The 15,457-nt window shown below is 59.9% G+C and carries 12 protein-coding genes, 2 pseudogenes and 1 riboswitch; of the genes and pseudogenes, 5 read left to right on the top strand and 9 right to left on the bottom strand.

The window, feature by feature from the left end; translation table 11 throughout:
• Positions 1-10 precede the first annotated feature (10 nt).
• The 8 genes and pseudogenes from QSJ36_RS08520 to QSJ36_RS08550 all read right to left on the bottom strand — a co-directional run.
• Positions 11-577 (bottom strand): annotated as a pseudogene (locus tag QSJ36_RS08520) (autotransporter outer membrane beta-barrel domain-containing protein); the annotation flags it as partial.
• A 33-nt stretch (positions 578-610) separates the two neighbouring features.
• Positions 611-1,144: a metal-dependent hydrolase gene (locus QSJ36_RS08525; protein WP_253231661.1), complete on the bottom strand. Its 534-nt coding sequence runs from the start codon at positions 1,142-1,144 to the stop codon at positions 611-613.
• Between the two features lie 50 nt (positions 1,145-1,194).
• A complete protein-coding gene (locus tag QSJ36_RS08530; protein WP_022398389.1) occupies positions 1,195-1,596 on the bottom strand; it encodes a hypothetical protein in 402 nt (133 codons plus the stop codon).
• A 79-nt stretch (positions 1,597-1,675) separates the two neighbouring features.
• Positions 1,676-2,491: a class II aldolase/adducin family protein gene (locus QSJ36_RS08535; RefSeq protein ID WP_285468215.1), complete on the bottom strand. Its 816-nt coding sequence runs from the start codon at positions 2,489-2,491 to the stop codon at positions 1,676-1,678.
• A 13-nt stretch (positions 2,492-2,504) separates the two neighbouring features.
• Positions 2,505-3,929, bottom strand: coding sequence for an L-fuculokinase (fucK, locus tag QSJ36_RS08540; protein ID WP_285468217.1), 1,425 nt, complete (start codon positions 3,927-3,929; stop codon positions 2,505-2,507).
• A 128-nt stretch (positions 3,930-4,057) separates the two neighbouring features.
• Positions 4,058-4,309 carry a four helix bundle protein gene (locus QSJ36_RS12820; RefSeq protein WP_219723044.1) on the bottom strand — a complete coding sequence of 84 codons (252 nt, stop codon included), beginning with the start codon at positions 4,307-4,309 and terminating at the stop codon, positions 4,058-4,060.
• Positions 4,310-4,359: 50 nt separating this feature from the next.
• Positions 4,360-6,138 (bottom strand): L-fucose isomerase, encoded by a 1,779-nt coding sequence (locus QSJ36_RS08545; protein ID WP_022398385.1) that lies wholly within the window; start codon positions 6,136-6,138, stop codon positions 4,360-4,362.
• Positions 6,139-6,756: 618 nt separating this feature from the next.
• Positions 6,757-8,097 (bottom strand): annotated as a pseudogene (locus QSJ36_RS08550) (sugar MFS transporter); the annotation flags it as partial.
• 188 nt (positions 8,098-8,285) lie between these two features.
• On the opposite strand from QSJ36_RS08550, the gene QSJ36_RS08555 reads away from it, so the two are divergent.
• A complete protein-coding gene (locus tag QSJ36_RS08555) occupies positions 8,286-8,798 on the top strand; it encodes a hypothetical protein (protein WP_285468221.1) in 513 nt (170 codons plus the stop codon).
• Positions 8,799-8,942: 144 nt separating this feature from the next.
• Positions 8,943-10,991: a sialidase family protein gene (locus tag QSJ36_RS08560; protein WP_285468224.1), complete on the top strand. Its 2,049-nt coding sequence runs from the start codon at positions 8,943-8,945 to the stop codon at positions 10,989-10,991.
• A gap of 315 nt (positions 10,992-11,306) precedes the next feature.
• Here the strand turns inward: QSJ36_RS08560 and QSJ36_RS08565 are convergent, their stop codons facing one another.
• On the bottom strand, positions 11,307-11,900 hold the full coding sequence (locus QSJ36_RS08565; RefSeq protein ID WP_022398380.1) for a sigma-70 family RNA polymerase sigma factor: 594 nt from the start codon (positions 11,898-11,900) through the stop codon (positions 11,307-11,309).
• Between the two features lie 302 nt (positions 11,901-12,202).
• Between QSJ36_RS08565 and QSJ36_RS08570 the strand changes: the two genes are divergently transcribed.
• The 3 genes from QSJ36_RS08570 to QSJ36_RS08580 all read left to right on the top strand — a co-directional run bounded on the left by QSJ36_RS08570 (position 12,203) and on the right by QSJ36_RS08580 (position 15,177).
• Positions 12,203-12,652, top strand: coding sequence for a GNAT family N-acetyltransferase (locus QSJ36_RS08570; protein WP_285468226.1), 450 nt, complete (start codon positions 12,203-12,205; stop codon positions 12,650-12,652).
• 213 nt (positions 12,653-12,865) lie between these two features.
• Entirely contained in the window at positions 12,866-13,141 is a 276-nt protein-coding gene (locus QSJ36_RS08575) for a metal-sensing transcriptional repressor (RefSeq protein WP_022398378.1), read from the top strand.
• Between the two features lie 125 nt (positions 13,142-13,266).
• On the top strand, positions 13,267-15,177 hold the full coding sequence (locus QSJ36_RS08580; RefSeq protein ID WP_285468229.1) for a cation-translocating P-type ATPase: 1,911 nt from the start codon (positions 13,267-13,269) through the stop codon (positions 15,175-15,177).
• Positions 15,178-15,319: 142 nt separating this feature from the next.
• Positions 15,320-15,439, top strand: a riboswitch (TPP riboswitch).
• Positions 15,440-15,457: the final 18 nt, after the last annotated feature.

Raw genomic sequence — 15,457 nt, forward strand, 5'->3', positions numbered from 1 at the left:
TCAACTCTCCTTAGAAGTCATAACGGTAGCCCACGCTTCCGTTCACCGAGTTGGCTCCGTCACGGAAGTCCGCGTTCCCGTTGATGAAGACCGTTCCCTGCGTTCCTACCGGTACGCTCAGCCCCGCTCCGATTTGCAGAGCCGTCGTTCCAACCTTGGTCCCACGCACGCTCTGCATGAAGCCGGGGTTGCCCAGCAGCGCCACATTGGTTTCTCCGCGGCGGTCGCCCATGTCCTGGGCCGCGTTCACCCGGAACTCAGCCAGCGCTTCTCGCCCGAAGATGTTGCTGCCGATGAGCCCCATCCACCGGCCGCCCAGCGCAACCGTTCCCGTCGTCCATTCCTGCTTGCCTACGTTCAGACCCGCGTTCCCCGCTCCCGTTTCCGTGTAGCCGTCCATGCGCGTCGTCACTACCGAGGCGTTGGCCAGGGGCTGCAGGATGCTGCTCCTGTCTTCGTTGAGGTACACGTCGTAGGTCAGTTCATACATCGCTCCAAAGCCCCACCCGTTGGTGTTGCCCTGCGTCCTGTAGCTGCCTTCCCCGTAGTTGACCGTGCGGTTGAGCTTGGCGTTGTCCCATTCTCCGGAAAAGGAAGAGGCGTCCCAGCGTCATTCATCATGGATTCCTGTAGAAAATGGATTTCCTGAGGGAGATTCCGTCTTCCTTCTGCCAGAAACCATGATACAGACGGAAACGGCAATGATGAGCAATTCCAGAAAAAAAGACCAGTGCAGCAGGAAGTTCAGCCACCAGGGGGGGTACTGCGCCTGGACAGTGGCCAGCGCGTGAAAGCGCATGGACCACGGAGCCAGGAGAGGGATGTCTCCCACGATGCAGTCCAGAAGGAGGTGCAGGAAGCCGCTCATGGAAAAGATCAGCAGCCATGTTCCGCCCGTGCTCCATGGTTTGATCCGGCTGGCTCCCCATGCGAGGAGCATCAGCGCGAACCAGACGGAAGGATAGTGCGTCCAGTAGGAATGATGGTGGTGCTGGCGGCCGTCCAGGGTATAAAAATAAAACAGGTCCAGGTCCGGGGCAATCGCCCCCAGCAGGGCGGCGGTCATGACGGCCTTCCTTCCCGGTGTGCGTAAACGGATGGTTTTTGCCAGGAGATAGCCTGCAGGCAGATGGGCGATGAACATGAGCGTTCAATAGAAGAAAAACGGACAAAGACGGACAGTCCGGGTGCGTACTACCTGGAAAAAGGTTTTTCCACCCAGTCAAAGGATAGTTCCCTGTTTCCGCCTCCCACGGAAGAATAGACTGTTCTAACGCCGCTGGATGAAGGATTCTTCCAGATGAGGGACAGTTCCTCAATCCGGCTTTCCCCCGATTCCAGGAAGATCTTGTGAATGCGGAGGCCAGGCAGGCGCCAGGCCCTCACGTCCGGGTGGACATAGGTGGTTTCCCAGGCGGTTTGATGTTCTTTGCCGGTTCCGCACGTCCATGTAATGCTCAAGGACATTTTTTTATCAGGGGTGCTTTTTCCGGCCCCGGTATATTCCACACTGACGGGAATGGTCCCGGAAGATTGCGGGATGGCTGCCGGGCTGCAAACAAGGGCGGCGAGGGATAGGGGAAGGAGGCTGATCATTTTTTCACAAGGGAGGGGGGCGTTGAGAAAAAAGGGGGCGGCTGGCCTGCATCAGCCGCCGCCCCCTTGGAGAGGGGGGTTATCTGCCGGATTTGCCCAGCTTGTACCCGGCGTAGGTTTCCGTGTTGTACAGGGGCTGGTTGTCCGGCACGGCGTAGCCGATGGATTTGCGGATGGCGAGGAAGTCCGCCACGCCTTCCGGTCCCACCTGGTTCAGGGGGGCCTTGTGCAGCCCGGCCATCAGCACCATGCGGCAGTAGGCGTCCGCGTTTTCCATGAACCATTCCGCTTCTTCCACGTCGCGGGCTCCGGCGATCACGCCGTGGTTTTCCATGAAGACCACGGTGGATTGTTTGGCCGCTTCCGCTACAGCTTGTGCCGTCTCCAGAGAGCCGGGCGTGCCGTAGGGGGCCAGCGGGATGTGGCCCAGGAAGATATCCGCTTCCGGATTGATGCCGGAGGGGGGAACCTGCCCGGCGAACAGGAAGGCGTTGCAGTGCGGGGGATGGGCGTGGATGCAGGAGTTGACGCCCACGGATTTCATCATGGCGATGTGCGTTTTCACCTCACTGGTGGAGGGGCGTATGCCCGCCTTCTGGCGCGCGTCCATGTCCACCAGGCAGATGTCTTCCACGGTCATGAAGCCCTTGGAGCACAGGGTGGGGGAGCAGAGCAGCAGGTTCTGCGCCACGCGCACGGAAATGTTGCCCCCGTTGCCGTCCACATATTCGCGGTTCCACAGGCGGCGGCCTATGTCGCACATGCGTTCCTTGATAACCAGGATTTCAGGGGAATGGAAGAATTCGTTCACTTCCTCCCGCGTGACGGGGTTGTATTTTTCCCACGGGAACACCTTGTCCGGGAGGGGAGGGGAGATTGACCAGTCTTCTGACATATATAGTTACGTGTTAGTGGTTGAGCTTTTCGTAGGCGGTTTCCTGGGGACCCGGCAGGTACGTCCGGTAAGTGATGCCGAAGGCATCCCTGGCTTCTTCCGGCGTAGAGTACACTCCGGCGCCCGCAAAGGCAAACATGGATGCGCCCAGCACGGTACTTTCAGATACTTCAGAGACCTTCACGGGAATGCGGAGGATGTCCGCGCGCATCTGGGTCCAGACGCTGTTTCTGGCGCCGCCGCCCACCAGGATGAGGAATTCGCTTTTGAACCCGCCCACGGATTCCAGGCGGCGCAGGCGGGATTTCAGCCGCCAGGCAAGCGCCTCCATGGCGGCGCGGTAAATGTGGCCGCGCGTCCGGCCCAGCACCAGGCCGCCGATGGAGCCTTTCCGGTCCCCGGAAGCCAGGAAGTCCGGAGCCATCGTTACGCCGTCGCAGCCGGGGGGGATGGCGGCCGCTTCCGCATCCATGGTATCGTAGGATTCACCGCGGAAGCAGGTGGCTTTCACCCATTCAATGATGCCGGAACCGAGCCATTGCAGGCCGGGGTTCAGAAGGCCCGGTTCCGCGTCGAATTCCGCCGTGGCTCCGTCCGCGTAGTCCTCCGGTGTCAGCCGGGCCTGCGCGGAGCGCGCCATCAGGATTTCCCAGGTGCCGGAGGAAAGGACCGGCTGGTCCCTGTCCGCTCCGGAACCGAAGATGGCGAACTGGGTGTCGTGCCCCGCGGAAATGACGGGGATGCCCGCCAGGGCGGGAATGCCCATGGTCGCCGCCGCTTCCGGAGTAAGAACGCCGATGGTCTCCCCCGCGTCCACCGTGGGGGGGAAGAGGCCGCGGCGCAGGCCTAGGCGGTTCAGGATAAGCTCGGAAAAGTCTCCCGTTTCCAGGTCCGTGAGCTGGGAGGTCCCGGCCATGGTCCGGTCCGTCGCCATGACGCCGGTGAGCTTGTACGCCAGGAGGTTGGAGATGAAGAGCCACGCATGGGCCTTTTCCAGCAGCTCCGGGCGGTTTTCCTTAATCCAGACGAGCTTGTAAATGGTGTTGAAGGCAAAGGCGCCCACGCCGGAGATGCGGTCAAGCTCTTCCTGGGAGATGTACTTGCCGATGTTTTTCATGACCTCCGCCGTGCGGGGACACTTCCAGGATATGACGGGGTAAAGCTGGCTGCCGGAGGCGTCCACCAGCGCGCCGTCCACGCCGAAGGTGGTGACGGTTACCGCCCGCACCTGTTCCACATCCAGGCCCTCAAGGGCCTTCACGGCGCATTCGGAGAGCTGCTTGAAAATCCGGTCCGCGTCCCAGACGTGGAATTCCGGGTTTTCCTTACCGGGCAGCGTGGCGTTCGGCTGCGAGGCCTTCCCCGCGATGACGCCTTGTTCATCCACAACCATCGCGCGCACGTTCGTCGCGCCGCAGTCCAAGCAGAGGGAGTACATGAGTTAAGAGTTAATAGTGAAAAGTTAATAGGTGTCCGGTTGTGCTTGTTGAGCTGTTTTGTTAATAGAAATGAGCATTTTAAGGATTTCCGTGCAGTCCTGGTTGATAGAGGAGTATTCCGTTTCCGTCAGGCTTCCGGTGGCATGCAGCAGTTATGCGTCTCGGAACATTCCTTCAGGGCAATGCGGACTTTGGAAAAGAAGTCCTTTCTGCTGCTCCCGTAGACAGCTTCGGATAAATTGGCGGCAATGCTCGTACCGGAACGTATGAGCTGGCTGAGCAATTCCCGCTCGACGTCCTGCTTTTTCAAGTGCCTGCATAAGTGAATAATGCGGACCGCGAAAGAAAAGCTTTTAGCGGAAACGAGACTTTCTGCCATGTTTTATCCGAAGCTGTTAACTATTACCTATTAACTGTTACCTTTCGTTTTCAGTATTTTCCGTATAATGGCCCGTAGTTGGCGCAGGCGCGGAAGTCGGCGCCTTCCGGGTCCGCGGTGCCATGGAGGCCCCAGGCGGAGGGACGGTAGATTTGGTCGTCCGGGATGTTGTGGGCGTATACGGGGATGCGCAGCATGGAAGCGAGCGTCAGGATGTCTGCGCCGATGTGGCCGTAGGTGAAGGCTCCGTGGTTGGCGCCCATGTTGGCCATGACGCTGTAGACGTCCGTGAAGGCTCCCTTGCCGGTCAGGCGCGGGGCGAACCAGGTGGTCGGCCAGCCCGGATCGGTGCGTTCGTCCAGGGTCTTGTGCACCTTGGCGGGCAGGTCCACGGACCAGCCTTCCGCCACGATGAGGACGGGGCCGAGGCCCTTGACGATGTTCAGGCGCATCATGGTGACGGGCGCGCCGCCCTTGGTGACGTAGTGGACGGAGTAGCCGCCGCCGCGGAAGTATTCCCGGTTGGCCGGGCACCAGACGGCTTGTTCCATCATGGTTTTCGCGTCGTCCGGGGTAACGTCCCAGTGCTTTTTCATGACGGGCTTGCCGTCCTTGTCCGTGCAGGCCATGCAGCCGTCCAGGGCCGCGGAGCCGGAGTTGATGAGGTGGATGATGCCGTCCTTGGCATGGCCTTCCAGCTTGTAGCCCGTGACGCGCTTCACGGCTTCCGGGCTCCAGTAGGTGCGCACGTCCGCAAAGACGTTGGCCTGTCCGGTGAGCAGGTAGCCGAAGAGGAGGCAGGCTCCGTTCAGGGAGTCGTTTTCCGTGGCGAAGGGCATCGGCGCGCGCGGGCCGTTCCAGTCAAAGGTGGAGTTGAGCAGGGTTTCCGCAATGTCTCCGTTCGGGTAGAAGTCCGTCCAGTGGCGCTGGCCCTGGAAGCCGCCGGCAATGGCCTGGTAGCCCATGGATTCCTCTTCGCGGTCGATTTTCTTGAGCTTGGGGTTGCCCTGCATCATGTCCCGGAAGATCATGGCCATCAGCACGCTTTCCTTGAAGGTCCTGCGGCGTCCGGCTTCGTCCAGCTTCAGGTCCGGGCGGTTCTTGTCTTCGGCGAATTTGAAGACGGCGTCCGCCCATTGCATGGCGAGGTCGAATTCCGCTTCGTCGTAAATCTTCTGGTCCATGCGGCGGCGCACTTCCGTCATGTCCACGGCCTGTACGCGGATGCCCAGGTAGTTTTCCCAGAAGGACTGGTCCACGATGGAGCCGGCGATGCCCATGGAGCAGCCGCCGATGGAGAGGTAGCCCTTGCCGCGGAGGGTGGCTACGGCCAGGCCGGCGCGGCAGAAGCGCAGGATTTTTTCAGCTACGTCTTCCGGAATGGAGGTATCCCCGGCGTCCTGGACGTCTTTTCCGTAAATGGAGAAGGCGGGGAAGCCCTTCTGGTTCAGTCCGGCCAGGGCGGCGGCCAGGTACACGGCGCCGGGGCGTTCCGTGCCGTTGAAGCCCCAGATGGCCTTGGGCGTGAACGGGTCCATGTCAAAGGTCTCGCTGCCGTAGCACCAGCAGGGCGTGACGGCCAGGGAGACGCCGACGTTGTTGGCCTTGAATTTGTCCGCGCAGGCGGCGGCTTCCGCCGGACCGCCAATGCAGGTGTCTGCGATCACGCACTTGACGGGTTCGCCGGAGGCGTGGCGGATGTTGGCCTCAATGAGAGCCGCGGCCGCCTTGGCCATGTTCATGGTTTGATCTTCCAGGGATTCCCGGACGCCGAGGCGGCGGCCGTCAATCGTGGGGCGGATACCGATGGTTGGTAATGCTGTTTTCATATCTTGCGTAGGTGATGTGAAGCTGGTTCAGGCCTGGGCAGGCGCATCCTCTTCCTTTTTCAAATGGGTGTTGCGGAAGAAGAAGCCGTAGATTAGTACCACGGCAAAGCAGATGATGGGAATAAAGAAGGATGACCGCACCGCTTTTTCCACAAAGTTTTCCTGGGCCGTCTGGAATTGCTTCATGTCCAGGGGGTCGGAAATCAGGTTGCCAAGTACCTCGGCCTGGTTCCCGGAGAGCGTGGTGAGCGCCGGAATCAGGGAGAATTGCTGGATCTGCTGCTCCCGGTCCGCGGGGGCGGGCAGGCGGTCCAGGTTGGCCTTGAAGACCGCCAGTTCTTCCGGCTTGAGGCCGGAGCAGCCGGGCAGGGATTTGGCCGCCCGGTCAAAGGCTTCCCCGTCCAGGGTATGGAGGGAAAGGAAGGTATCCAGGTTTTTCTGGAATTTGGCGGCGGCTTTGGCCTGTTCTTCCCCCCCGGCGGGATTGGCTTCCGACATCTTGTAGAGGGCCAGCATGGCGCCGGAGACGGATTTGCGGGAGTCCGCTGCTTCCGCCTGCGCGATCAGGGGACGGTCAATGGATTCAAAGTAGGCCACCTGGTTTTTTACCGTGGTGTTGTCAATGAAGGAGCCCATGTACGGGGTGATGACCGCTCCCCCCAGAATGGCCATGATGAGGCCCGCGGCGCCCAGCTTCACTTCGGAACCCAGTCCGCGCAGGGCGATGCCGTAAATGGTGGGGAACATCAGGGACATGCAGCCGGAGATGCCCACCAGCGTCCAGACGGAGATTTCCTTGGGCAGGTACATGGTGCCCAGGCAGCAGAGGATGCCCGCGATGGCAAAGAGGGACATCATGTTGGCCGGGTTGAATTTTTTCATCAGCGCCGTGGTGATGGCGCGGCAGGCGATGAACAGGACGATGGAGAAGATGTAGTAGTTGGAGGCCGCCGCTTCCTGCATGCCGGGGAAGACGGACATGATGTACTTGATCGTCCACGTCCAGACGGCGATCTGCACGCCCACGTAGAAGAACTGGGCCACCACGCCGCAGAAGTAGCGCGGCAGCTTCACCAGCTTCATGAGCTGGCAGCGGTAGTCCGGCATGATGAGCAGGAAGGCGATGGGCCCGATCATCATGATCAGGATCTGCTGCACCATGCTGAATTCAAAGGTGGAGTAGTACTGGAACAGGAAGGGAATGAGGATGAAGGCGACGCACAGGCCCAGGCGGCCGAGCTTGGAGGAAAGGGGTTGCGTGTTTTCCCGGGTGGGCACGCTTTCATCGTCGGACTTGTAGCGGCAGAAGAAGAACCAGATGACGGCGGCGATGGCGACCAGGCCCACATAGGGAACGCACACCCAGAAGAGCTCGTCGCTGACGATGGCGTTCAGTTGTTCCGGGTCCATGGCCTTGCGGGTGTCCATGTCCGCATCATTCAAGTGCGCCAGGATGAAGTATTTGGCCAGGAAGATGCCCGTCAGGGAGCCGATTGGGTTGAAGGCCTGGGCGAAGTTCAGGCGGCGTACGCTCGTCTCCTGGGACCCCATGGAGAGGACGAACGGGTTGCAGGTGGTTTCCAGGATGGAGAGGCCGCCCGCCAGCACGAAGATGGCTACCAGGTAAATGTCAAAACTTTGCCCGATGGCGGCGGGTATGTAGCACAGCGCGCCAATCATGTAGAACCCCAGCCCGATGAGAACGCCGGCCTTGTAGGAGAATTCCTCCAGCAGGATGGACGCGAAAATGGCAAGCACCGCATACGCCCCGTAAAAGGAGATTTGCACCCCTGCTGATTCCGAAGCGTTGATCATGAATATCTTGCTGAATGCCGGAACCAGGTTGTCCGTCATGTTGTTCAGCAGCCCCCACAGCGCAAAACAGGAGACCAGCATGAAGAACGGCAGCCGGTACTGTTTGGGAACGATCGGCACGGTAGAGGTACGGTTTTTGTCCATATTGCTTTTGTCAATCTCTCACAAGGACGGCGGTGCGTCAATCTGGAAACGGAAAAGAGTCCAGAAATTATCCAACATATTGACATTGAAAATAAAATGACGTTCCGGCATTGGGATATCCTGTCAGCGTTCACGGGAGACCCGGCTTCTTCTTGACTCCTGTTTCCGAGGTGGCTAAGGATGGGCCGATGAAGAAGTGCATTCTTGCCGTTTGTCTTGGACTGGCCGGTTTTTGGGGCGTCCAGGCGGAAGATTCACCCGTCGCCAATCCGGAAAAAACGGATGAAAAAGGCGACGTGACGCTGCCGTCCGGAGAACTGCTGTCAGACCATGTGGCGGAGGCGGAGTTTACGGGCGTCATCCACCGGAAATGCAGGTTCCTTACCTCCCTCTGTCCGGACAAGTGCGACCACGCCAAGGATTTCGCCTCCTTCCGGATCATCAAGTATCTGGATTACCGGAAACCCGGAAAGTACGGGGATGAAAAGCAGGAGCAGCTGATGATTGACGTTAATCCGGCGCACAAGCCCATCCTGCAGGGGGCGGACATCCTGAAAAAGGTAGCCGCCCTGAAGCCGGGGGACAAGGTGCTCCTTCACTGGTCCCATTACTACATGCACCGGGATTCCAGCTCCTTTCCGGAACGTCCCGTGATTTCCATGGAGCCGGCGGCTTCTTCCAGTGGAAAAACGGAGGGTTGAGGACTGGTCTTTCTACAGGCTTCCCAGGCAAGGCTGGACGCGGCGGAAAATCGTGTGTTAGGAAACAGGCTGGCAATGACGCAGCTCCGGGCAAGATTGTTCCGGTTCGTTGCGTATTGTCCTGCGAAACACACCATAAATACGATGCGTTTACCTTTGAATACATTAACGGGGCTTGCCCTGCTGTGTGCCCTGGGCATGTCTGTTCCCGCTGCCTTGGGTACGGAAAGCTTTGAGCAGGCCAAACACGGCAAGTTTACCACGCTTTCAACCAAGTACGGCCCCATGTCCTGTCGGGACGGCGTGGCGGAAATCGGGGGAGGGGGAAAATCCGGGAAATCTTCCCTGCGGATGTTCGGCGGGCAGGATACCGAACTGAAGCTGGACTTGAAGGATACTCCTTCCAGGGAAGTACGGCTGTCCGCCTGGGCGGAGCGCTGGACCGGACAGGCCCCCTTTGAATTTTCCATTGTGGCCGTAGGGCCCAAGGGGGAAAAGAAGATTTATGACGGCAAGGACATCAGGACGGGCGGCTTCAATACCAGGATAGAGGCCGGCGTTCCCGCCGGAACGCGCTCCCTGGTGTTCAAGCTGACGTCGCCGGAGAACAAGGGGTTGAAGCTGGACGACCTGTTCATCGTGCCCTGCATCCCCATGAAGGTGAATCCGCAGGTGGAGATGGCTTCTTCCGCCTATCCGGTGATGGTGCGCATCCCGTGCAGTCCCGTTCTTTCCCTGAAGGTTCAAACGGACGGCTGTCTTAATCCTCAGTTCCTGACGGCCGTCAATCTGGATTTTACGGGCACGACGAAGCTTTCCGACATTGAATCCGTGACGGTGGTGCGGGGGGAAGAGGCTCCGCCCATTCAGCACGGGGAAGACCCGTTTCCGAAGGATGCCTCCCAGGTACTGGGTACGGTGAAGCTTTCCGGCTCCTCCAAGCCCCAGGTTTCTGTGAAGGGGAAGCTGGAGCTGGACCCCGGCGACAATTACCTGTGGGCATGCGTGACGATGAAGAAGGGCGCCTCCCTGGACGGCAGGGTGGTGGTGCGCCCGGCCAGCGTTGTGGCGGGGAACAAGCTGATGAAGGTGGCCAATGCCGCCCCGGTGGCGCAGCGCATCGGCGTGGCCGTAGTGAAGCACGGGGATTTCAACTCCAAGTTCTACCGCATTCCCGGCCTGGACAGGTCCAGGAAAGGGACTCTCTTGGCCGTTTACGACATCCGTTACAACCATTCCGGCGACCTTCCGGCCAACATTGACGTGGGCGTGAGCCGCTCCACGGACGGGGGCCGCACCTGGTCCGACGTCAAGATCGCCATGGACGATTCCAAGATTGACCCCTCCCTGGGGGCTACCAAGGGCGTGGGGGATCCCGCCATTCTGGTGGATGAAAAGACGGGCCGCATCTGGGTGGCCGCCATCTGGAGCCACAAGCATTCCATCTGGGGCAGCAAATCCGGGGACAATTCCCCGGAAGCCTGCGGGCAGCTGGTGCTGGCGTACAGCGATGACGACGGCCTTACCTGGTCCAAGCCCATCAACATTACGGAACAGACCAAGGACAAGGACTGGCGCATTCTGTTCAACGGCCCCGGCAACGGCATCTGCATGAAGGACGGCACGCTGGTCTTTGCTGCCCAGTACTGGGACGGCAAGGGCGTGCCGTGGTCCACCATCGTTTATTCCAAGGACCAGGGCAAGACCTGGCACTGCGGCACGGGCGTCAATGAGCAGACGACGGAAGCCCAGGTGATTGAGTTGAAAGACGGCTCCATCATGATCAATGCCCGCTGCAACTGGGGCGGCTCCCGCGTGGTGGGCGTTACGAAGGACCTGGGCAAAACCTGGGAAAAACACCCCACCAACCGCACTCCCCAGTTGAGGGAACCCGTCTGCCAGGGCAGCCTGCTGGCGGTGGACGGAGTGCCGGGCGCGGGCAGGGTGGTCCTGTTCTCCAACCCCAACACCACTTCCGGACGCTCCCATATGACGCTGAAGGCCTCCACGGATGACGCCGGCTCCTGGCCGGAAGACAAGTGGCTCCTTTACGATGCCCGCAATTGCTGGGGGTATTCCTGCCTGGCGCCCGTGGATAAAAACCACGTGGGCGTGCTGTATGAATCCCAGGGTGCGCTGAACTTCCTGAAAATCCCGTACAAGGAGGTTCTCAACGCGGGCAGTGCGCGCTGACGCCGCTTTCAGGTAATCGTTTACGGGCCGTTTCCTTCCGGGAGCGGCCCGTTTTTTGGCGGCGGTCTTTGGGTAGGAATTCCTCCAAAGCGCAGGGGAGGGAGTTCAGGTACGGAGGACGGAAAGAGAAGCTTGAAACGCGCAGGAGGAGTGAATCTGAAAGAGGCACGAATCAAGCCTCCGTTTCCCGGCGGCGGTGTTTCTTCCAGGCCGCGGGAATGTGAGTCCCTGGTGGCCGCGCTGCTGGAGCAAGGGCCTCCGGGTCCTTGTAAAAAAGCTTTCTCCGGATCAGCCCTTTTTCCTGTTCCCTGGCCGTCACTCCAGAAAAGAAGCCAGCGCGTCCTTCAGCATGTTCCTGGCGCGGAACAGCAGGCTTTTGGTGGCGGGAACCGTCATGTCAAGCGTCCGGGCTATTTCCTCGTAAGGCATGTTTTCAAAGCGGCGCAGCTGGACGGCCAGGCGCGCCTTTTCCGGCAGGGCGGCAATCGCTTCATCCACGGCCCGCTGGAGTTCCGTGTGCTCCATGGCTTCATCCGGGGCCTGGGAAGGTTCCAGGAACACGGTCATGCCGCCTTCCTCCTCCATGGCGTCCGCGGAGGTGGTGGGCTTGCGCTTCTGGCGGCGCACTTCATTGAACACCAGATTGCGCAGAATGGTGAACATCCAGGTGGTGAAGCGTGCGGAGGGTTCGTAATTCCCGGCTCCCTTCCAGATGCGGATGAAAACCTGCTGGGCGATGTCCTCCACCTCCGGCCCGTTGTTCAGCATGCGGGCTACGGTGGCGTACACGGAGTTCTGGTGCTTGCGGACCAGCATTTCCATGGCGGAAGCGTCGCCATTCCTGACTCTCAGCATCAGCTGGGCGTCCTCGTCTGGTTCCGCAGGCGGCATGTCTTGTGCTTCGTCCATGAAATTCCCTTCTATAAACCCCGTGTCCGGTGAAAGGTTGCATCCGGAAGGGCGCATGCCCCGAAAAAAAGGTCTATCCCATTTTTCCGCGGCTGACGAGATGAAAACGGGTCTTTCTTCTCTTTCCGCGCAAGGCTCCGGACAAAACGTTTTGCTCCTGCCGATGGCCGGGGACGGCTGAGGGGGTGGAACATTCCGTTCTTTTCCCGGTGGGAAGACGGAGCGTGATGGAAATACGGAGGCCACCCTCCATGCCGCTCCGGTTTGACAATGACCGGAGGGGCCTGCTAGTGTAAGGGAAAATGAAAGGGAGAAACGCCGGTAAATTGGTCTGTTTAAGGAATCATCCTGAATTCCTTTCCACAGCTTCCGCCTGGTTCGGCTCCAAGTGGGACGTTCCCGTGGAGGCCTATGGGGAAAGAATGAAGGAATGCATGGAACGGAAAACGGGCATTCCGCAATGGTACGTGGTCATGAACGGACAGGGGGCAATCATTGCGGGAGCCGGAGTGATTGAAAACGATTTCCATGACCGGAAGGATTTAACCCCCAACTTATGCGCGCTATTTGTGGAAAAAAGGCATCGCGGCAGGGGTGTGGCTGCGCTCGGATATCCCCGTCTCTATCTGGTGACGGACCTGGCGGGGTTTTATGAAAAATGCGGGTGGGAACTGCTGACAATGGCGACGGGCGGTCATCATGCCCGGGAACGCCTGTATACGGCTCCCGCCATGGAAACCGGACCCGTTTGACGGGGGAAGGCCGGAACTTCGTTCTTTCAGTCTTCATGCGGGGGCGGGAAAGGATTGTTGCGCCTGGAATAAGGAGGAAAGAAGGGGGGCCGGACACAGTAGGCCCTTCCGGATGGAACGCGCCTGCGGGAGGACTCTGTTCTTGACAGCATTTCCTGTCTGCCTGATAACTTGATGATACAGATACCCCTAACAGTATAAGGAAACGCCGCAATGAAACAATGCATGAATTCTGAAAATTTGCATCGCCGCCTCAAGAAAATCATCGGACAGGTGCAGGCGATCGACAGGATGGTTGACGAGGACGTTCCCTGTGAAGATGTGCTTGCCCAGCTCAATGCCGCCAAGTCCGCATTGCACAAGGTGGGCCAGGTCGTGCTGGAGGGGCATATCAGCCATTGCGTCCGGGACGGACTGGAGCACGGAGACCCGGAGCAGACCATCGCACGCTTTACCAAGGCGGTCGAACGGTTTGCCAACATGATTTAGCAGGAGGGGCCAAGAGCCTTTTTTCAACCGCCATTTCCGGGGATTTTTCCGTCTCATCTTGACAAACCTATACCCCTATAGGTATATAAAACCCGTACCTGCATGGGTATGGAAAGGAGAATCATATGCTGGACCGATTGGAAAAACTGCTGGAATGGGGAGGGACAAGGCGCGACGTCGCGCTGCTGTCCGTTTCCGGATTCGCGCTGCTGTTGAGCATGCTTGATATTGAACCGCTTCCCTTTGGCGTCGCGTGGATAGCCATTGTGCTGTGCGGCGTTCCCATCGTGCTGGAAGCCGTGCTTGGACTGGCGGCGGCCTGGGACATCAAGGCGGATGTGCTCGTTTCCATCGCGCTGGTCGCTTCCGTCATCATCGGGGAGGACTTTGCCGCGGCGGAAATTGCGTTCATCATGCAGCTCGGCGCGCTGCTTGAGAACCTGACCGTGGCCAAAGCCCGGGCGGGAATTGAAAAGCTGGTTCATCTGACCCCGGCTACCGCCCGGAAAGTGGACGGCTTCCGGGAGGAGGTCATTCCGGCGGAACAGGTATGTGCGGGGGACGTCCTCCGCGTGCTGCCCGGAGAGACGGTTCCGGCGGACGGAGTGATTCTTTCCGGCCATACTTCCATCAACCAGGCCGTAATGACGGGTGAACCCCTTCCGGTGGACAAGGAAGCCGGGGACGAGGTTTCCAGCGGAACGGTCAACCAGTTCGGAGCCTTTGACATGAAGGCGTCCAGGGCCGGGGAGGACAGTTCCATTCAGCGCATGGTCCGTCTCGTCCAATCCGCGGATGCGGGAAAGGCCGGAATCGTGAGCCTGGCGGACCGCTGGGCCACATGGATCGTCGTCATTGCCCTGGCTTCCGCAGGGCTGGCCTGGCTGGTCACGGGCGAACTGATCCGCTCCGTCACCATCCTGGTGGTATTCTGCCCCTGCGCGCTTGTGCTGGCTACCCCCACGGCAATCATGGCGGCCATCGGAAACGCCACCAGGCATGGATTCCTGGTGCGGGAGGGGGATGCCCTGGAACGCCTGGCCTCCGTATCCCACCTCACCTTTGACAAGACGGGAACGCTTACCCACGGGAAGCCCCGCGTGGCGGCGGTACGCAGTTTTCTGCCGGACCTCCCCGAACAGGTGCTTTACAGGTATGCCGCCTGCGCGGAACTGCGGTCGGAGCACCCTCTGGGCAAGGCGGTCGTCCGCTGTTACCGGAAGGGAGAAACGCGGGAGCTTCCCCAGCCGGAACAGTTCCGCATGATTCCGGGGAGAGGCGTCCAGGCCGTCCTGGACGGGAGGGAACTGATGGCCGGGAACCTGGAATTGTTCCGGGAAAACGGGCTGGAGGTGCCCGGCGAAGTCAGAAGGGCGGCGGAACAGTACCAAAGGGAGGGATGCACCGTGATTTTCCTCGGCATGGACCGTAAGGCCGCAGGCTTCATCGCCCTGTCGGACACCCTGCGGGAGGACGCCGTCTCCACCATCCGGGAAGTGGCGGAAACCGGGGTGGTTCCCGTGCTGCTGACCGGAGACCATGGGAATGCCGCGGCCCATGTAGCCGGGCAGCTAGGCATTGAGCGGGTTTACGCGGACTGCCTGCCGGAGGACAAGTTCAACTGGATTGACGCATTCCAGAAGGAACGGAACCGGGTGTGCATGATCGGGGACGGAATCAATGACGCCCCGGCCCTGAAAACCTCCCATGCCGGAATTGCGATGGGAGGCATAGGCAGTGACATTGCCGTGGACGCCGCGGACATTGTCCTGGTAAGCGACGATATACGGGAACTCCCCCATCTGCTGCGCCTGGCAAGACGCATGATGCGCACGATCAAGTGCAATCTGACGTTTTCCATGGCCCTGAACTTCATCGCCATCATGCTGGCGGTGGGCGGAATATTGAATCCCGTGGCGGGCGCATTGGTCCATAATGCAGGCTCCATCGTCGTGATCGTCAATTCCGTCTTTCTGCTGAAATGGGGGAGGAAGAAGAGCATGGCTCCCCACGGCGCGGAGGGAACAGCTCCATAACGGGGGGAGAGGGGAGTATCGCGCACCCTGCGGACGCATGATAGCAAGTTGCCGCATTGGCATGCGACGCTCCTGCGCCGTGGGTTTGGCACCCGGACCGGAAAACGCTTGGATGGGACGGGAGCCCGTGCTATCTTTTTCCCAAGTTCGGCAGGGGTGCCCAAACAAAGGCTGAGATTGCGGGAACGGCATGCTGTTCCCGCAGAACCCTTCAAACCTGATGCGGATAATTCCGCCGCAGGGAGTTCGATTGAACGGGCATGCCCCGTTTCTCGGGAAG

Origin of the sequence: Akkermansia sp. NBRC 115031 (assembly GCF_030268505.1) — a bacterium.
GTDB classification, from domain to species: domain Bacteria; phylum Verrucomicrobiota; class Verrucomicrobiia; order Verrucomicrobiales; family Akkermansiaceae; genus Akkermansia; species Akkermansia massiliensis.